Source organism: Escherichia sp. E3659 (assembly GCF_005781135.1).
Taxonomy (GTDB): domain Bacteria; phylum Pseudomonadota; class Gammaproteobacteria; order Enterobacterales; family Enterobacteriaceae; genus Escherichia.
Genome location: NZ_VATQ01000002.1, coordinates 159555 through 177482 on the forward strand (window position 1 = coordinate 159555; position 17928 = coordinate 177482).

General features: G+C 50.2%; 17 protein-coding genes. 6 read left to right on the forward strand and 11 right to left on the reverse strand.

The genetic code is table 11. The annotated features are described in order from the left end of the window. The first annotated feature begins 46 nt into the window (after positions 1–46). Genes FEK47_RS01465 through fadK form a run of 3 tightly spaced genes read left to right on the forward strand, consistent with a single transcriptional unit; the run spans position 47 to position 3323 of the window. The gene (locus FEK47_RS01465; protein WP_135487716.1) at positions 47–1336 is read left to right on the forward strand and encodes an FAD-dependent oxidoreductase; all 1290 of its coding nucleotides are present in this window, start codon (positions 47–49) and stop codon (positions 1334–1336) included. Then, positions 1333–1626 carry a ferredoxin family protein gene (locus tag FEK47_RS01470; protein WP_135487715.1) on the forward strand — a complete coding sequence of 98 codons (294 nt, stop codon included), beginning with the start codon at positions 1333–1335 and terminating at the stop codon, positions 1624–1626. Before FEK47_RS01465 ends, FEK47_RS01470 begins: the two co-directional genes overlap by 4 nt. Before the next feature lie 56 nt (positions 1627–1682). Further along, a complete protein-coding gene (fadK, locus tag FEK47_RS01475; protein WP_135487714.1) occupies positions 1683–3323 on the forward strand; it encodes a medium-chain fatty-acid--CoA ligase in 1641 nt (546 codons plus the stop codon). Between the two features lie 50 nt (positions 3324–3373). Here the strand turns inward: fadK and FEK47_RS01480 are convergent, their stop codons facing one another. The 5 genes from FEK47_RS01480 to ppsA all read right to left on the reverse strand — a co-directional run bounded on the left by FEK47_RS01480 (position 3374) and on the right by ppsA (position 9883). Then, positions 3374–4117, reverse strand: a complete 744-nt coding sequence (locus FEK47_RS01480; protein WP_000160968.1) for an SDR family oxidoreductase — start codon at positions 4115–4117, stop codon at positions 3374–3376. 12 nt (positions 4118–4129) lie between these two features. Next, positions 4130–4609 (reverse strand): YhcH/YjgK/YiaL family protein, encoded by a 480-nt coding sequence (locus tag FEK47_RS01485; protein WP_135487713.1) that lies wholly within the window; start codon positions 4607–4609, stop codon positions 4130–4132. A 10-nt stretch (positions 4610–4619) separates the two neighbouring features. Continuing rightward, positions 4620–5579, reverse strand: a complete 960-nt coding sequence (locus FEK47_RS01490) for a 2-hydroxyacid dehydrogenase (RefSeq protein WP_021556864.1) — start codon at positions 5577–5579, stop codon at positions 4620–4622. 35 nt (positions 5580–5614) lie between these two features. Further along, positions 5615–7015 (reverse strand): anion permease, encoded by a 1401-nt coding sequence (locus tag FEK47_RS01495; protein WP_135487712.1) that lies wholly within the window; start codon positions 7013–7015, stop codon positions 5615–5617. A gap of 489 nt (positions 7016–7504) precedes the next feature. After that, complete coding sequence (gene ppsA / locus FEK47_RS01500; RefSeq protein WP_130208268.1) at positions 7505–9883, reverse strand: phosphoenolpyruvate synthase; 2379 nt, start codon at positions 9881–9883, stop codon at positions 7505–7507. 332 nt (positions 9884–10215) lie between these two features. Between ppsA and ppsR the strand changes: the two genes are divergently transcribed. The 3 genes from ppsR to hemP all read left to right on the forward strand — a co-directional run bounded on the left by ppsR (position 10216) and on the right by hemP (position 12575). Next, positions 10216–11049, forward strand: coding sequence for a posphoenolpyruvate synthetase regulatory kinase/phosphorylase PpsR (gene ppsR / locus FEK47_RS01505; RefSeq protein ID WP_000368046.1), 834 nt, complete (start codon positions 10216–10218; stop codon positions 11047–11049). 156 nt (positions 11050–11205) lie between these two features. Continuing rightward, positions 11206–12252 carry a 3-deoxy-7-phosphoheptulonate synthase AroH gene (aroH, locus tag FEK47_RS01510; RefSeq protein WP_135487711.1) on the forward strand — a complete coding sequence of 349 codons (1047 nt, stop codon included), beginning with the start codon at positions 11206–11208 and terminating at the stop codon, positions 12250–12252. A gap of 131 nt (positions 12253–12383) precedes the next feature. Next, the gene (gene hemP / locus FEK47_RS01515; protein WP_001270810.1) at positions 12384–12575 is read left to right on the forward strand and encodes a hemin uptake protein HemP; all 192 of its coding nucleotides are present in this window, start codon (positions 12384–12386) and stop codon (positions 12573–12575) included. A gap of 3 nt (positions 12576–12578) precedes the next feature. On the opposite strand, the gene selO is transcribed toward hemP, so the two are convergent. The 6 genes from selO to btuC all read right to left on the reverse strand — a co-directional run bounded on the left by selO (position 12579) and on the right by btuC (position 17923). Further along, positions 12579–14015, reverse strand: coding sequence for a protein adenylyltransferase SelO (gene selO, locus FEK47_RS01520; RefSeq protein ID WP_135487710.1), 1437 nt, complete (start codon positions 14013–14015; stop codon positions 12579–12581). 62 nt (positions 14016–14077) lie between these two features. Further along, positions 14078–14791, reverse strand: coding sequence for an EAL domain-containing protein (locus tag FEK47_RS01525; RefSeq protein WP_135487709.1), 714 nt, complete (start codon positions 14789–14791; stop codon positions 14078–14080). A 246-nt stretch (positions 14792–15037) separates the two neighbouring features. Next, the gene (locus FEK47_RS01530) at positions 15038–15502 is read right to left on the reverse strand and encodes an NlpC/P60 family protein (protein WP_130208276.1); all 465 of its coding nucleotides are present in this window, start codon (positions 15500–15502) and stop codon (positions 15038–15040) included. A gap of 77 nt (positions 15503–15579) precedes the next feature. After that, positions 15580–16329, reverse strand: coding sequence for a vitamin B12 ABC transporter ATP-binding protein BtuD (gene btuD, locus FEK47_RS01535; RefSeq protein WP_130257766.1), 750 nt, complete (start codon positions 16327–16329; stop codon positions 15580–15582). Further along, positions 16329–16880, reverse strand: coding sequence for a bifunctional thioredoxin/glutathione peroxidase (gene btuE / locus FEK47_RS01540; protein WP_130208280.1), 552 nt, complete (start codon positions 16878–16880; stop codon positions 16329–16331). Before btuE ends, btuD begins: the two co-directional genes overlap by 1 nt. 62 nt (positions 16881–16942) lie before the next feature. Beyond that, a complete protein-coding gene (gene btuC / locus FEK47_RS01545) occupies positions 16943–17923 on the reverse strand; it encodes a vitamin B12 ABC transporter permease BtuC (RefSeq protein ID WP_135487708.1) in 981 nt (326 codons plus the stop codon). Positions 17924–17928: the final 5 nt, after the last annotated feature.

Consider the following 17928-nt stretch of genomic DNA (forward strand, 5'->3'; position numbering starts at 1 on the left):
CAACCACATCTCCCGCTGTAAACGCAGCGGGAAGGGAGCATAACGCATGTCGGATGACAAATTTGATGCCATTGTGGTCGGTGCGGGCGTTGCCGGTAGCGTTGCCGCATTGGTCATGGCGCGAGCCGGACTGGATGTCCTGGTGATAGAACGCGGCGACAGTGCCGGATGTAAAAATATGACCGGCGGGCGTCTTTATGCCCACACGCTTGAAGCGATCATTCCCGGCTTTGCTGCATCAGCGCCGGTAGAACGCAAAGTCACACGCGAGAAAATCTCCTTCTTAACCGAAGAGAGCGCCGTTACCCTCGATTTTCACCGCGAGCAGCCAGATGTTCCGCAACACGCTTCTTATAGCGTATTGCGCAATCGTCTCGACCCGTGGTTGATGGAACAAGCCGAACAGGCGGGCGCGCAGTTTATCCCGGGCGTTCGCGTTGATGCGCTGGTTCGTGAAGGTAACAAGGTCACTGGCGTCCAGGCCGGGGATGATATTCTCGAAGCCAATGTGGTGATTCTGGCTGATGGCGTTAATTCAATGCTTGGCCGTTCGCTGGGAATGGTTCCCGCCTCCGATCCGCATCATTACGCTGTTGGCGTTAAAGAAGTCATTGGCCTCACGCCGGAGCAAATCAACGATCGCTTTAACGTCACTGGCGATGAAGGTGCCGCCTGGCTGTTTGCCGGTTCCCCTTCTGACGGCCTGATGGGCGGGGGATTTCTCTATACCAACAAGGATTCCGTATCGTTGGGTCTGGTTTGTGGATTGGGTGATATCGCCCATGCGCAAAAAAGCGTGCCGCAAATGCTGGAGGATTTTAAACAGCACCCCGCCATTCGCCCACTGATTAGCGGTGGCAAACTGCTTGAATATTCCGCGCATATGGTGCCGGAAGGCGGTCTGGCAATGGTACCGCAGCTGGTTAACGATGGTGTGATGATCGTCGGAGACGCCGCAGGCTTCTGCCTCAATCTGGGCTTTACGGTTCGCGGAATGGATTTAGCCATCGCATCGGCCCTGGCGGCTGCCACAACGGCGATTGCCGCCAAAGAACGCGCGGATTTCTCCACCAGCAGTCTGGCGCAATACAAGCACGAGCTGGAACAAAGCTGTGTCATGCGTGATATGCAGCATTTTCGCAAGATCCCGGCGCTGATGGAAAACCCGCGCCTGTTTAGCCAATACCCACGAATGGTAGCCGACATCATGAACGATATGTTCACCATTGACGGCAAACCAAACCAGCCGGTACGCAAAATGATCATGGGACATGCGAAGAAAATTGGGCTGATCAACTTGCTGAAAGATGGCATTAAGGGAGCAACCGCGCTATGAGCCAGAACGCTACGGTTAACGTCGACATCAAATTAGGCGTCAATAAATTCCATGTTGATGAGGGCCACCCGCATATCATTCTGGCGGCAAATCCCGACATCAATGAATTTCAAAAATTAATGAAAGCCTGCCCTGCCGGACTGTATAAGCAGGATGACGCAGGAAACATTCATTTCGATTCCGCCGGTTGTCTGGAGTGCGGCACCTGTCGGGTGCTGTGCGGCAACACTATTCTCGAACAGTGGCAATATCCCGCAGGCACCTTCGGTATTGAATTTCGCTATGGCTAATCATGCCTCCCACAGGCCCGCATCTCGGGCCTGATGTTCTGTTTCGAGAGTCCAAAATGAAAGTGACATTAACGTTCAACGAACAACGTCGTGCGGCGTATCGTCAGCAAGGGTTATGGGGCGATGCTTCGCTGGCCGATTACTGGCAGCAAACCGCTCGTGCGATGCCAGACAAAATTGCCGTGGTCGATAATCATGGTGCAACGTACACCTATAGCGCGCTCGATCACGCCTCGAACTGTCTGGCAAACTGGATGTTAGCGAAGGGTATTGAATCAGGCGATCGCATCGCATTTCAACTGCCAGGCTGGTGTGAATTTACCGTTATCTATCTTGCCTGCCTGAAAACCGGTGCGGTTTCCGTGCCGCTGTTACCTTCCTGGCGGGAAGCAGAACTGGTGTGGGTGCTCAATAAGTGTCAGGCAAAAATGTTTTTTGCACCGACATTGTTTAAACAAACGCGTCCGGTAGATTTAATCCTGCCACTGCAAAATCAGCTTCCACAACTACAACAGATCGTCGGCGTGGATAAGCTGGCCCCCGCCACCTCGTCTCTCTCGTTAAGTCAGATTATTGCCGACAATCCCCCGCTGGCCGCCGCAACATCGGTCCACGGCGATGAATTAGCGGCGGTGCTATTTACCTCCGGAACTGAGGGCATGCCAAAGGGCGTGATGCTAACGCATAATAATATTCTTGCCAGCGAACGGGCTTATTGTGCACGGCTTAACCTGACCTGGCTGGATGTCTTTATGATGCCTGCACCACTCGGTCACGCGACGGGGTTTCTGCATGGCGTAACAGCGCCGTTTTTGATTGGCGCCCGCAGCGTGTTGTTAGATATTTTTACCCCGGAAGCCTGTCTCTCGCTGCTTGAGCAACAACGTTGCACCTGTATGCTCGGAGCAACGCCGTTTGTTTATGACCTTTTGAATCTACTTGAGAAACAGTCTGCCGACCTTTCTGCGCTGCGTTTCTTTCTTTGCGGCGGCACCACGATCCCCAAAAAAGTGGCGCGTGAATGCCAGCAGCGCGGCATTAAATTATTAAGCGTTTATGGTTCCACAGAAAGCTCGCCACATGCAGTGGTGAATCTCGACGATCCTTTGTCGCGCTTTATGCATACCGATGGTTACGCTGCCACAGGCGTGGAAATTAAAGTGGTCGATGATGCACGCAAGACCTTACCGCCAGGTTGCGAAGGTGAAGAGGCTTCACGCGGCCCTAATGTGTTTATGGGTTATTTTGATGAACCTGAATTAACCGCTCGCGCGCTGGATGAAGAGGGCTGGTATTACAGTGGCGATCTCTGCCGCATGGATGAAGCTGGCTATATAAAAATAACCGGACGCAAGAAAGATATTATTGTCCGCGGCGGCGAAAATATTAGCAGCCGTGAAGTGGAAGATATTCTATTGCAGCATCCTAAAATTCACGATGCTTGTGTGGTTGCAATGCCCGATGAACGCTTAGGTGAACGTTCATGTGCCTATGTAGTGCTGAAAGCACCGCATCATTCATTATCGCTGGAAGATGTAGTGGCTTTTTTTAGCCGTAAGCGGGTCGCGAAATATAAATACCCTGAACATATCGTGGTGATCGAAAAATTACCGCGGACTGCATCAGGTAAAATACAAAAGTTTTTGTTAAGGAAAGATATTGTTCAACGGCTGGAACAATCATGCGTTGAGGCATAAGTCATAAATAATAAAGCACCTTATACGCAAGGTGCTTTATTCAATCCCGATTAACCACGTCCGACATATGGCATATTGTTTGCCATAATCGTTATTTCCAGCACATTCGTGGTTACTGGCAATTGGGCCATCATCTGAATGGCTGCTGCAACATCAGCAACATTCATCATATCTTCCGCTTTAATAGCGCCATCTGCCTGATAAACGCCCTTACGCATCCGATTCGATAATGTCGTTTCCGCATTGCCGATATTAATTTGCCCGCAAGCGATATTAAATTTGCGACAATCCAGGGAAATGGCCTTGGTCAACCCGGTAACAGCATGTTTCGACGCCGTGTATGGCGCAGTATAGAGGCGCGGCGTCAGTGCGGAAATCGACGCATTGTTAATAATACGTCCTCCCATTGGCTGCTGCGCTTTCATAATTTTAATCGCCTCTTTCGAACACAAAAATGTCGAGTGAATATTGGCGTTAAATACGCGTATCCACTCAGTAAACTCAACCTCTTCAATACTTTTTGCCGGACTATTATTGCCCGCATTATTGAACAAGAGATCCAGTCGACCAAAACGAGCCTTAATCTCGGCAAATAGTGCAACGACAGCGGACTCATCCGTTACATCAGCAACCAGAGGAATAAAGCGTTCCTTGGCTAATTCTTGTGCACATTGCTGTAAGGTTTCTTCGTTACGCGCGGCAACAATAACAGTATATCCAATGTCATAGAGCGCCCTTGCTGCCGCGTAGCCGATACCTTTACTTCCCCCTGTCACCAGGGCAATTTTTGTCATAACCAGCTCCACCTATAATAGACTCATGTCGATTTTCACGACTGTTTTTTTGATTTTCTCCACGTTATCGACTTTATAACATGCCCGATGTACCTCTTCCGGGAAGACCACCACAAACTGTCCTGGTGTCAACGTGATTATCCGATCATTAATACGTTCATCAGCATAAAAAATAACGTCACGGTCGCCCAGGTGGCTTTCTACAACCGAGTTTTCTCCATCATCAAAATCCACACAAATCCGCTCTTCTCCGGTAATTAAGAAATGGACATCAAGATATTTACGATGAACTTCTGGTCGGCATTCATGTAGTGGTTTAGTCATCGGTTCAACCACGGTATAAAAAATTGAGTCATCCTGAATAAAAACCTTCTTCCCTACAGGAACACTATTCAGATCATGTTGTGAAAGATACTCAATGACACGAGCGATGACAGGATGAAATGTTCGTTTTTGTTGTTCACTAAGATAAGTGATATCACCATAAATCATATTTTCCGCCTTATTGAGTAACAGGGGTAATAACTGGCTGTCCGCTAAAGAAAGCCTGTAAGTTATCAAAAACCAAATCCGCCATCGCATTAAACGTTTCGCTCGTACCACTGGCGATATGTGGCGTAAGGACAACGTTATCCAGCGACATTAATTGTTCTGGCACATGTGGTTCGTTGGCATAAACGTCCAGTGCCGCACCAGCAATTATGTTATTTTGCAGAGCATCAATCAGATCAGTTTCGTTCACCACTGAACCCCGGGAAATACTGATCAAATGCCCGGTCCCCCCCAGAGCCTGCAGCACAGTTTTGTCAATAACGCCGCGTGTACTTGCCCCGCCTGGCAGCGTCAGAACGAGGAAATCCACCGCTTGCGCCAGAGAAACCAGCGAATCATGCGCCGTCCATCCAGGTTTGTTATGCGGTTTTGGGTCGAAATAGTGAATTTCCATTTCAAATGCTGCTGCACGGCGGGCTACAGCGTTACCAATGTTCCCCAGACCAACAATTCCGCAACGCTTACCACTCACTTTCGTCGCCATCGGGAAACGCCCTTCGTTTGGCCAACGGCCGTCACGAACATAACGATCGGCAATGTTAATACGTCGGGCAACATTGAGTAACAACGCCATGCCAATGTCTGCAACACAATCATTAAGCACGCCAGGGGTGTTGGTGACGATAACGCCATGCTCCCTGGCTGCCACGATATCAATAGGGTCATAGCCCACACCGTTGCTGGCAATAATCTTCAGATTCGGAAATTTTTCAATGAGCGCCCGAGAAGCTCCCATTACCGGATTACCACTGGTCACCAGCGCCTGAATATCCGGCGCGATCTGCGTGTAAAAAGCGTCTGCGTCGGTCAGTTCCCACAGGCGATATGCGGTGAAGGTAGATTCAACTTTAGCCATTAAGCGGTCGCTTAATTTGCCGACGATCGCCACCTGAATATCTTTTAAGTTCATACACTATTCCTTGATTGATGTTTGCCGCAGACCACTTACCACAGGCCAAGAATTTTCCACCACACCGCCCCCAGTCCGAACCAGATGACAATGTTCAACAACATGACGATAAAGCCCAGCCGCCACCATTCTCGTTGCGAGACATAGCCTGCGCCGTAATAGATCACTGCGGGTCCGTTGCCATAATGCGAAATGCCGCTCATCAGGTTAGTGACGAACGCCAGTGACAGAGCTGCCATCATCGGCGGTGCGCCTGCAGCAACCGAGACGCTGCCAAAAGCGGCATACATCGCCACTACATGCGGCGTACTTCCGGCAAAGAAATAGTGGGAATAGCAGTAAACTATCAGCAAAACCGTCAGTGTTATTTCCCAGGGAATGCCGGTGAACAGCGCCGAGGTTGTGACGGCAAACCATTTGAACAGGCCAAGCTGATTGAGCTTATCTGCCATACAGATCATGACTCCCAGCCAGACCAGAATGTCCCAGGCCCCCTTCTCTGACTGCACATCCTGCCAGGTGATAATCCGGGTCATCAACATTAAACAGACGCCGGAAAGCGCGACAGCCGTCGCATCCAGGCCAGTCCATTTCGATGTACTCCAGGCCAATAATGAAAGCAGGAAAATGCCAATCGTCACGCGCTCATCACGGGTTACCGGCCCCATTTTGATAAGTTCTTCCTGTGCCAACGCTTTGGCTTCTGGCGTCTTTTTGATCTCTGGCGGGTAAAGTTTGTAAATGACCAACGGCATAGTGATAAAAGCGATAATGCCCGGTACCAGTGCACTTAGCGTCCACATCCCCCATGAGATATCAACAAATAAGGTACTGGCCGCCAGAGATACAATTAGCGCATTTGGCGCGCTGGCCGTCATAAACATCGAGGATGAGAGACAGTTGGAATGGAACACCGTCTGCATCAGATAAGAGCCGATTTTACGCGGCCCTTGATCCGGTTCAGATCCAAAGCTGTTAGAGACACTGCGAACAATCGGGAACAAAATCCCCCCTGCTCGCGCTGTGTTTGATGGCGTTGCGGGCGCGATAATCATATCGCTTAGCGCTAAGGTATAACCCAGACGCAACGAGCTGCCGCCAAATCCGCGAATCAGTAAATAGGCGATACGTCGTCCTAACCCCGTTTTGATGAATCCTTTCGCGTACAGGAATGCGGCGACAATAAGCCATACCGTGGTGCTGCTGAAACCTTTTAAGGCTTCGCTGGTTTTCATCATGCCGGTAAGCATAATAAAACTGATGGCTATTAACGCGATAGCGCCTACCGGCAACGGTTGCAGAATAAACGCCACCACAGTGGTGATGAATATTGCCAGAATGTGCCAGGTTAAGGGTGTTAACCCGTCGGGGACGGGGGAAAACCATATAGCGAGTGCGACAATCGCACAAATCAGGACTTTCAAATAGCAACTCATATGCAATCCCTGTAGCTGTTTCCCTCCGCTCGTGGAGGGAATTTATCCTGTTTTCTGTACAGCCAGACAAATCAGAAAATCGGCTTTAGTTCGAATAAATTCTCTGAATTACATAATCTGCGCTTATGTCTGAATAACGGTGCGGTAATTTTTCATAGCCATATCCCTTTTTATGCTGTGGTTGAAGACAGTATAAAAACGGGACTCGCCAGTGACTTCGTGCAATCCAACGAACTCTGGACGAAAAAATTACGCATATGCTTAAGGAAATTGACGAGTGGTCACATTCGACTTTGAGAAAAAATGGTATCGAGAATTATTCTGTGGAGAGGATCTCAAACGAATTAAAATCAGAAAGAACACCAGCCAATTATTCCGATGATGCCCGGAAGCTTTTTATATTGCACGAGCGCGTTTGCCTGAAGTAGGTTGTTAAAAGGTGGGGATATAGAAATGGACCCGGCGACAAAACGCCGCCGGGTATTTATTTTATTTCTTCAGTTCAGCCAGGCTTAACCAGGTTTGCACCACGGTGTCCGGGTTCAGAGACAGGCTATCGATCCCCTCTTCCATCAGCCATGCAGCAAAGTCTTCGTGGTCGGACGGTCCCTGACCGCAAATGCCGACATATTTGCCCTGTTTCTTCGCAGCACGGATCGCCATCGACAGCAGTGCTTTCACGGCGTCGTTGCGCTCATCGAACAGTTCAGACACCACACCGGAGTCGCGGTCCAGACCGAGCGCCAGCTGTGTCATGTCGTTTGAGCCGATAGAGAAACCGTCGAAATATTCGAGGAACTGTTCAGCCAGCAAGGCGTTGGACGGAATTTCGCACATCATGATGATTTTCAACCCGTTCTCGCCACGTTTCAGCCCCTGACGCGCCAGTTCTTCAACCACTGCTTTCGCCTGATCCACGGTACGCACGAACGGGATCATGATCTCTACGTTAGTCAGCCCCATGTCGTTGCGCACACGTTTCACCGCTTCACACTCCAGTGCGAAGCAGTCGCGGAAGCTGTCAGAAACGTAGCGGCCCGCGCCACGGAAGCCCAGCATCGGGTTCTCTTCATGCGGCTCGTAACGCTCACCACCCACCAGATTGGCGTATTCGTTGGATTTAAAATCAGAAAGACGGACAATCACGCGTTTCGGATAAAACGCGGCACCCAGCGTCGCGATCCCTTCAGTCAGACGACCAACGTAAAATTCACGCGGAGAATCAAAACCTTTCATCATCTCGCGGATTTCGTTTTGCAACTGCGGTTCCTGATCGTCAAACTCAAGCAGTGCGCGTGGGTGGACGCCAATCATACGGTTGATGATAAATTCCAGACGCGCAAGGCCCACGCCTTCGTTCGGTAGGCAGGCGAAGTCGAAAGCACGGTCCGGGTTACCGACGTTCATCATCACTTTCAACGGCAGATCCGGCATCGTTTCTACGCTGGAGCTTTTCACGCTAAATTCCAGCAACTCCGCATAGACGTAACCGGTATCGCCTTCGGCACAAGAAACAGTGACGTTCTCACCGTCTTTCATCCGTTCTGTTGCATCTCCACAGCCCACTACCGCCGGAATGCCCAGTTCACGAGCGATGATCGCCGCGTGACAGGTACGACCGCCACGGTTGGTGACGATGGCAGATGCTTTCTTCATGATCGGTTCCCAGTCCGGGTCGGTCATGTCAGTAACCAGCACGTCGCCAGGTTCGATGCGGTTCATTTCGCTGATGTCATGGATGACTTTCACCGGACCCGCGCCGATGCGATGACCGATAGCGCGGCCTTCGGCGATAATCTTACCCTGTGAATGCAGCGTATAACGCTCCATCACCTGGCCGCGTGAGCGCACAGTTTCTGGACGCGCCTGCACGATAAACAATTTACCGGTGTGGCCATCTTTCGCCCACTCAATATCCATCGGGCGACCGTAGTGTTTCTCAATTTGTACGGCCTGTTTTGCCAGTTCCTGCACTTCTTCGTTGGTCAGCGAGAAGATGTCACGCTGTTCCTGCGGTACGTCTTCGATTTTAACCTGCTTACCGTGCTCCTGGGTCGGCGCGTAGACCATGCGGATTTTTTTCGACCCCATGGTGCGGCGCACGATAGCCGGGCGATTCGCCGCCAGTGTTGGTTTATGCACGTAAAACTCATCCGGGTTGACAGCTCCCTGTACCACCATTTCACCCAGGCCCCATGCGGAAGTGATAAACACCACCTGGTCGAAGCCGGATTCGGTATCAATGGAGAACATCACGCCAGAAGATGCGAGGTCGGAGCGCACCATCCGCTGAACACCGGCGGAGAGTGCCACGCCACGGTGATCATAACCCTGGTGCACACGATAAGAAATGGCGCGATCGTTAAACAGAGAAGCAAAGACATGTTTCACTGCCACGAGAACGGCGTCAAAACCCTGAACGTTGAGGAAGGTTTCCTGCTGACCGGCAAAGGAAGCGTCCGGCATATCTTCTGCGGTGGCGGAGGAACGCACCGCAAAAGAGGCATTTTCGTCATCGGCGGAAAGCTGTGCATAGGCTTCGCGGATGGCGTTTTCCAGCTCAGGCTGGAAGGGAGTGTCGATAATCCACTGGCGGATTTGCGCGCCCGCTTTCGCAAGCTGGGTAACATCGTCAATATCCGTTTTATCCAGCAGTTCATAGATGCGCTGGTTTACGCCGCTTTGGTCCAGAAACTGGTTAAACGCGTCGGCGGTTGTGGCGAAACCATTCGGAACGGAAACGCCCATTCCGGAAAGGTTAGTAATCATTTCACCCAGGGAGGCATTTTTGCCCCCAACCCTGTCTACATCATTCATGCCGAGTTGGTTATACCAAAGCACCAGCGGTGACGAGCCATTGTTGGACATCGAACAATCCTTTTGTGATAAATGAACGGTTTGAGAAACACATTTCTGCGCATTTATCTTTGCATATTTAACCGGATGAAAAAAACGGTGAATCGTTCAAGCAAATATATTTTTTTACTTTTTAAGACTGATCCCAGCGTTGCGCAAATCCGCTATCTTCAGTAATTTCCACATAAACCATCGGTATAAACGAAAGCGTAAAAATGAAATACTGTTTTCATAAAATATAAAATTGAAGGTTCATTTTATAAACCATGCATAACCTTCTACGCTTCTGTACGTTTTTAATTTATGCTTTCATAGAATTATGTCTGCATCACGGGAAGAACAAAATGGATAATGCTGTTGATCGCCACGTTTTTTATATTTCTGATGGTACGGCTATAACTGCGGAGGTATTAGGACACGCAGTGATGTCACAATTTCCCGTTACTATCAGCAGCATTACGCTGCCGTTTGTCGAAAATGAAAGCCGTGCACGGGCGGTGAAGGATCAGATTGACGCAATTTATCACCAGACAGGTGTGCGCCCGCTGGTTTTTTACTCCATTGTGCTACCGGAAATCCGCGCCATCATTTTGCAAAGCGAAGGTTTTTGCCAGGATATTGTGCAGGCGCTGGTTGCCCCTCTCCAGCAAGAGATGAAACTGGACCCGACGCCGATTGCTCACCGTACCCACGGCCTGAACCCTAATAATCTCAATAAATATGATGCGCGTATTGCGGCAATTGATTACACCCTCGCCCATGACGACGGCATTTCGTTGCGCAATCTGGATCAGGCTCAGGTGATCCTGCTCGGTGTCTCTCGTTGTGGTAAAACCCCCACCAGCCTGTATCTGGCGATGCAGTTTGGTATCCGCGCGGCAAACTACCCCTTTATTGCCGATGACATGGATAATCTGGTGCTACCCGCGTCGCTCAAGCCGCTTCAGCATAAATTGTTCGGACTGACTATCGACCCGGAGCGTCTGGCGGCGATTCGCGAAGAGCGTCGGGAGAACAGTCGCTATGCCTCGCTTCGCCAGTGCCGGATGGAGGTTGCGGAAGTGGAAGCGTTGTACCGTAAAAATCAGATCCCGTGGATTAACAGTACCAATTATTCGGTAGAAGAGATTGCCACCAAGATCCTCGATATCATGGGCCTTAGCCGTCGAATGTACTAGAGAACTAGTGCATTAGCTTGTATTTTTGTTATCATGCTAACCACCCGGCGAGGTGTGACACACCTCGCACTTGAAATCAGCTGCGATTGGTTTATCGTGATGCGCATCACTTCCCGGTAGTCCTGCCGTTGAAGCAACAAATTTCTGAGACTTGTAATGAACAGAACTGACGAACTCCGTACTGCGCGTATCGAGAGCCTGGTAACGCCCGCCGAACTCGCGCTACGGTATCCCGTAACGCCTGGCGTCGCCACCCATGTCACCGACTCCCGCCGCAGAATTGAAAAAATACTGAATGGTGAAGATAAGCGACTGTTGGTCATTATTGGCCCCTGCTCGATCCACGATCTCACCGCTGCAATGGAGTACGCCACCCGTCTTCAGACGTTGCGCAACCAGTACCAGTCACGACTGGAAATTGTAATGCGCACCTATTTTGAAAAACCGCGTACCGTTGTCGGCTGGAAAGGACTCATCTCCGATCCGGATTTAAACGGCAGCTATCGCGTTAATCACGGCCTTGAAATGGCACGTAAGTTGCTGTTGCAGGTAAATGAACTGGGCGTTCCCACCGCAACCGAGTTTCTCGATATGGTGACCGGTCAGTTTATTGCTGATTTAATCAGTTGGGGCGCGATTGGCGCACGGACTACCGAAAGTCAGATCCACCGCGAAATGGCTTCGGCACTCTCTTGTCCGGTAGGTTTTAAAAACGGTACCGATGGCAACACGCGGATTGCCGTGGATGCTATCCGCGCAGCCCGTGCCAGCCATATGTTCCTCTCGCCAGACAAAAACGGTCAGATGACCATCTATCAGACCAGCGGCAACCCGTATGGCCACATTATTATGCGTGGCGGCAAAAAACCGAACTACCATGCCGATGATATCGCCGCAGCCTGCGATACGCTGCACGAGTTTGATTTACCTGAACATCTGGTGGTGGATTTCAGCCACGGTAACTGCCAGAAGCAGCACCGTCGCCAGTTAGAAGTTTGTGAGGATATTTGTCAGCAAATCCGCAATGGCTCTACGGCGATTGCTGGAATTATGGCGGAAAGTTTCCTGCGCGAAGGTACACAAAAAATCGCCAGCAGTCAGCCGCTCACCTACGGTCAGTCGATTACCGATCCTTGTTTAGGTTGGGAAGATACTGAACGCCTGGTCGAAAAACTCGCCTCTGCGGTAGATTCCCGCTTCTGAATGCGTGCCCATTCCTGACGGAATGGGCATTTCTGCGCAACTTGTTGTCTTCTCAACACATTACTGCTTGCTCTGGCTCGCCATAATATTGATAATAAGAATCATTGTTATATCAATTATTATTAATTTCTATGCGTTATACGGATAGCAGAAAACTCACGCCTGAAACGGATGCCAATCACAAGACCGCTTCCCCGCAGCCCATTCGGCGAATTACCAGCCAGACACTGTTAGGTCCGGATGGCAAACTGATTATCGATCATGACGGGCAAGAATATCTGCTCCGTAAAACTCAGGCTGGCAAGCTGCTGTTGACCAAGTAGCCTTTAACTCGAGCAGCTGACTTCCAGCCGTTTACCCCAGTCAGGTGGACGACTGACATAGTCATCATCCCTGTCGCTGAAAGGATTTCGCAACGCCTCATGCAGGCGGTGCAATTCCGTCATATCACCCTTTTCTGCCGCCTCAATGGCGCGTTGTGCCAGCCAGTTTCGCAATACCAGCGCAGGATTAACGCTCTGCATCAGTTGCTGACGTTCACTATCGGCAATTCCGTCTTGTTGCAAGCGCGCCCGATAACGCGTAAACCAGTCATCAAACGCCGCCCGGTCAATAAACTCATCGCGCAGTGGTGAAACCGCACTGTGCTGCTCGGTCAGACTTAACATGCGGAATGTGCGGGTATAATCACTGCGCTCTTGCGCCATCAGACTGAACAATTCATTCAGTAGCGCATTATCCTCTTTTTGCTCCGTCATAAAGCCCAGCTTCTGCCGCATACGTTTTCCATAATGCTTCAACAAAACCTGTTGATAGCTTTCCAGCGCCTCGTTTAACGCGTCGACAGTGATAAACGGCGACAATGTCTGCGCCAGACGCTGTAAATTCCACAACGCAACGGCAGGTTGATTATCAAAGCTGTAACGTCCCTGATGATCAGAGTGATTACAAATAAAGCCCGGTTCATAATCATCGAGGAAAGCAAATGGACCATAATCCAGCGTCAGCCCGAGAATCGACATGTTATCCGTGTTCATCACCCCGTGAGCAAAACCGACTGTCTGCCAGCTGGCGATTAACGAAGCCGTACGTGCGACAATATCGGTAAACCAGAGGCGGTATTTATCCTCTTCATCCTGAAGATGCGGCCAGTAATAGCGAATGGCGAAGTCAGCCAGCTGGCGAACTTTTTCCGGTTCCCGACGATAGTAAAAGTGTTCAAAGTGGCCAAATCGCAAATGACTCTGCGCTACGCGCATCAGCATCGCTCCTGATTCGACCGTCTCCCGGTAAACCGGCGTATCGCTGGTAACAATGCTTAAGGCGCGTGTCGTCGGAATGCCAAGGTGATGCATTGCCTCACTGGCAAGACTTTCGCGAATTGTTGAACGTAAAACCGCACGTCCGTCGCCCATCCGCGAATAAGGCGTCAGCCCCGCACCTTTCAGATGCCAGTCCATGGTGGTGCCGTCGGCAAACTGTTGCTCGCCGAGTAAAATACCGCGCCCGTCGCCAAGCTGCCCCGCCCAGACACCAAACTGGTGGCCACTGTAGACCTGGGCCAGTGGCGACATACCTGGCAGTAAAGTTTCGCCGCCCCAGACACCCGCGCCACTTTCAAACAGCGACGATGGAACACCCAGCGTATTAGCCAGTTCGGCGTTATACCAAATCAACCGGGCATTATTTAAAGGCGTAGGGGAAAGCGATGTATATGTTGCCGGCAATTCATCACGCCAGCGGGTAATAAAAGACAGGGTCATAGATCCTCCTGTTTGATAGTGTAGACGGTTACTCTCGTCTTAAACACCAGCAAACAAGAGGGTTATCGCTGGACCAGCGTTGTTATCTGGCTTACGGGAACTGCGGGCCACAAGCATCCCTGAAAAGCATGGAAACCAAACGGCACCATCTGCGCCAACATCTCCGATGTATTAATACCAGCAGCAATAATACAATTGCAACAAGGTGAAATTTGCGCATGGAGCGCACGAATAAAAGGAGCGAAAGATTTATGGACTATTTGTTGCTGAATAAAACCTTTATCCAGCATGACGCGAGTAAAAAGCCCATCAAAAACAGCCTTCATTGTACTGTTGCCTGCACCCAAATTTCCCAAAACCAATGGGAAAATTTGCGATAAGTGCAAAAGTTCATAATTATCTTTTCCCTCATTAAGATGAGGATAATTTTCATTAATCATCAATTCAGCAAAAGGAATTTTTAATAGTTTGCTTGCGTAATTATCCCTATCTAATAATAACTTTGCTACTTGTGGCGTTAAATTAATCCAGGCAAAGAGTTTGTGTTGAATAAAAAAATGTTGGCATGATTTTAGTAATTCCAACTTTTCGGCAAATAATTGCCAATGCTGCTCCTCTGAAAGTTGTGCAATAACCCGTGTCGTCGGGATGCGAACCGTACCGTCGTCACTGGAGAAATGGGTTATTAACTCAACCCCAACAAGATTTTGTTGGCTGTCTCTTATCGGTAGAAAATAGTAATCAGAATGATAAAGATTCTCCAGTAAGACCTTCATGGTAACAGCCCCTCTCTACGGATTTTTTTCAACATCCAGATAAAAAGTTTGAGGCCATAAGGCATAACAAATACAGAAGGAATAACTTTCATTTGTTCCATGTTAACCACTTTTTCAGGGGTCCTTTTTTTAGATTATCCTGAGTATAAACGAATATTCCATTTGCGGTATTTTTGTCTGCAAAATACTACTGTATTCAGGAGTTAACAGACGGTGCGGTATCATCACCGTCCATTTATTGGGATACTAGATTCGTCTCGCCTGCCAGAAATTTTTCTGCCAGTAGACATTATCGAGGGAAGAACGCATCACCCCCTTGCTGGTAGAGGCGTGAATGAATTGATTGTTGGTATCGTAAATACCCACGTGTAAACCATTTTGCCCGGAACCTGTTTTGAAAAAGACCAGATCGCCTGGCAGCAATTCTTCTTTATCAATTTGGGTACCGATAGCGGCCTGTTGTTTTGTTTCGCGTGGCAACTGCAAGTCGAAACGGTCGCGCATCGTCACAACCACGAACCCCGAACAGTCCACTCCACGTCGAGTCATGCCGCCATAACGATACGGCGTACCATGCCAGCTCTGTAGTTGATCGTTCAAACCGGCAATGACAGTAATGGAGTCAGAAAGCCTGGCGTTTGGCGGCGGCGCTTTATGATGGCTACACCCGGCCAGAAACAGTGCTGTAATTAAAATTAGGCAGAAACGCATTCCGTACGAATCCTCTGTTTTTTATTCTTGCATTAATTTAGCGTCGAAATTACCCGTTTTTCAAGATGCTAATGAAATCAGGTGGTCGAAATCAGCATTCGGTGACCTTCAATGTCCAGACGACGGAAGCTCATGCCATAAGCCTGGGCCAGATTCGGCGGCGTTAGTACTTCATCTCTCCGCCCACTGGCAAGCAGTTTTCCTTGTTTAAGTAACCACGCCCGATGCGCGTGACGCAATGTGTGGTTAAGATCGTGACTGCTCATCACAATCGCCACGCCTTGCTGACATAGCGCGCTCAAAATTTTATCTAACGCGCTTTGCTGGGCAACATCAAGGCTATTCATGGGTTCATCAAGGAGAAGCAATTGACCTGCCGGATTCGCTTGCGGCGTAATTTGTAGCACCACAGCCGCAAGACGAACACGTTGCCATTCACCACCGGAAAGTTGATTGGTGCTACGGCCAAGTTTGTCATCAAGGGCCAGCGCCCCTGCGACATCATTTAGCAGATCGGTTCGCGTTTTATCGTGCTGGTGCATGGTCAGGTAATGCCAGACCGGCATAGCAAACGGCGGCGTCTGCTGTTGTGCAAGATAAGCACGATGCAGGGCGAGTTTTGTTGCGGGCCAGGTATCCAGTGGTTGACCTGCAAACTGAATGCTTCCCTGACCACTGGTCATCCCCGCCATTCGGGCCAGCAAGGTGCTCTTGCCCGCGCCGTTCGGCCCCACCAGATGCAGGATCTCCCCTGCCCGGACCTCGCCAGAAAGTGGCCCAAGGCGGGTTGATTCCGCTACATCCTGTAACTGCATCACAATAGACATTATTTTGCCAACGCCAGTTTAATGCTTTCCATTACAATAGGATCTTCCGGCGTCATATCCGGGGAAAAACGCTGGATGACCTTTCCGTCTCTACCCACCAGAAACTTTTCAAAATTCCACAAAATATCATCAGGATACAGCGGTGCGCGGCCTTTACTGGCCATTCGCGCGTAGAAACCGCTCTCTTCCGGTGCCACCGCCGTGGGCGCTGCGGCAATCAATTTTTGATATAGCGGATGGCGTCCTTCGCCATTAACTTCAATCTTACTGAACATTGGGAACGTCACGCCCCAGGTGGTGGTGCAATAAGTTTTAATTTCTTCATCACTACCTGGTTCTTGTTCAAGGAACTGATTGCACGGAAATCCCAGCACGACAAAACCACGATCGGCCCAGGCTTTCTGGATGTTCTCCAACTGTTCATATTGCGGCGTTAAGCCACACTTTGAAGCGACATTGACAATCAGCAGCACATTACCGGCATATTTCTCCAGCGTGGTCACTTCCCCGTCAATCGTCTTCACTACGGTGGTCAGAATGGGATCTTGCATCGTGTCTCCTGGATAAGGTCAGTAAAAATCTTAGCTTTTAATCATAGACCGTCTTTATGCGGCTAACGTCCTGCTTTTAACAATAACCAGATAAACACCGGCGCGCCCAAGGTGGCGGTGACCACACCAATCGGTAACTCTGCGGAAGCCAGCGCCAGTCGAGCAACAATATCGGCAAGCAGCAACGCAGTAGCACCTGCCAGCGCGCAGCCGGGAAGTAATACCCGGTGATCGGTTAATCCGCACAGCCGCAGAATATGTGGGATAACCAGGCCAATAAACCCAATAGCGCCAGCCAACGCCACACTGACACCGACCATCCAACCGGTAGCCGCGACCAGCACATTGCGCCAGAGCCACAGGGGTAACCCCAGTTGTCGCGCCGAAATTTCACCCAGCGCTAACATATTCATTGGGCGGGACTGACAGCAAATCCACAACAACACCGGAATCAAGGCCATCATCAGCCAACTTTGCCGCCAGTCTACACCACCAAAGCCGCCCATCATCCAGTACATCAGTTGGCGTAAATCAACAGACGTGGAAAAGTAGATGGCCCACGTCATTAACGCGCTACAGATGATACCCAGCGCAACACCAGCCAGCAGTAATCGGCTGGTTGAAAGATGACGGCGGGCAAAACGCAAGAGAATTAAGGTGATAATAAGCGCGCCAGCAATCGCACACAGCCCCAGCGCCCAGTTCGGTAACTGCCCTTGCCCGAGCAATACAGCGGCGATAAGCCCTACTCCAGCGCCGTTAGAGACGCCAAGCAGCCCCGGCTCCGCAAGAGGGTTTTCAAACAGCGCCTGCATGACCGCGCCTGATAACGCCAGCGCCGCGCCAACCAGCAATACAGCCAGGGTACGTGGCAGGCGAATTTGCCAGACGAACAGTTCGCCACGAGGAGTGAACCAGTCGGCAGGTGAAATCCATTGTTCACCAGCGCAAAGGCTTAAGAGAAGCGCCAGCAGCATCAAAACTGACAGGCATAGTAACCAGCGAATATTTTGTCGCTGTTGGTGGCGGGCAAGTGTCAGCATGGTAT

What these genes read in the sequence shown, in the direction of transcription:
- FEK47_RS01465 (WP_135487716.1), top strand. Translation starts at nt 47, where the DNA reads ATGTCGGATGACAAATTTGATGCCATTGTGGTCGGTGCGGGCGTTGCC.
- FEK47_RS01470 (WP_135487715.1), top strand. Translation starts at nt 1,333, where the DNA reads ATGAGCCAGAACGCTACGGTTAACGTCGACATCAAATTAGGCGTCAAT.
- fadK (WP_135487714.1), top strand. Translation starts at nt 1,683, where the DNA reads ATGAAAGTGACATTAACGTTCAACGAACAACGTCGTGCGGCGTATCGT.
- FEK47_RS01480 (WP_000160968.1), bottom strand. Translation starts at nt 4,117, where the DNA reads ATGACAAAAATTGCCCTGGTGACAGGGGGAAGTAAAGGTATCGGCTAC.
- FEK47_RS01485 (WP_135487713.1), bottom strand. Translation starts at nt 4,609, where the DNA reads ATGATTTATGGTGATATCACTTATCTTAGTGAACAACAAAAACGAACA.
- FEK47_RS01490 (WP_021556864.1), bottom strand. Translation starts at nt 5,579, where the DNA reads ATGAACTTAAAAGATATTCAGGTGGCGATCGTCGGCAAATTAAGCGAC.
- FEK47_RS01495 (WP_135487712.1), bottom strand. Translation starts at nt 7,015, where the DNA reads ATGAGTTGCTATTTGAAAGTCCTGATTTGTGCGATTGTCGCACTCGCT.
- ppsA (WP_130208268.1), bottom strand. Translation starts at nt 9,883, where the DNA reads ATGTCCAACAATGGCTCGTCACCGCTGGTGCTTTGGTATAACCAACTC.
- ppsR (WP_000368046.1), top strand. Translation starts at nt 10,216, where the DNA reads ATGGATAATGCTGTTGATCGCCACGTTTTTTATATTTCTGATGGTACG.
- aroH (WP_135487711.1), top strand. Translation starts at nt 11,206, where the DNA reads ATGAACAGAACTGACGAACTCCGTACTGCGCGTATCGAGAGCCTGGTA.
- hemP (WP_001270810.1), top strand. Translation starts at nt 12,384, where the DNA reads ATGCGTTATACGGATAGCAGAAAACTCACGCCTGAAACGGATGCCAAT.
- selO (WP_135487710.1), bottom strand. Translation starts at nt 14,015, where the DNA reads ATGACCCTGTCTTTTATTACCCGCTGGCGTGATGAATTGCCGGCAACA.
- FEK47_RS01525 (WP_135487709.1), bottom strand. Translation starts at nt 14,791, where the DNA reads ATGAAGGTCTTACTGGAGAATCTTTATCATTCTGATTACTATTTTCTA.
- FEK47_RS01530 (WP_130208276.1), bottom strand. Translation starts at nt 15,502, where the DNA reads ATGCGTTTCTGCCTAATTTTAATTACAGCACTGTTTCTGGCCGGGTGT.
- btuD (WP_130257766.1), bottom strand. Translation starts at nt 16,329, where the DNA reads ATGTCTATTGTGATGCAGTTACAGGATGTAGCGGAATCAACCCGCCTT.
- btuE (WP_130208280.1), bottom strand. Translation starts at nt 16,880, where the DNA reads ATGCAAGATCCCATTCTGACCACCGTAGTGAAGACGATTGACGGGGAA.
- btuC (WP_135487708.1), bottom strand. Translation starts at nt 17,923, where the DNA reads ATGCTGACACTTGCCCGCCACCAACAGCGACAAAATATTCGCTGGTTA.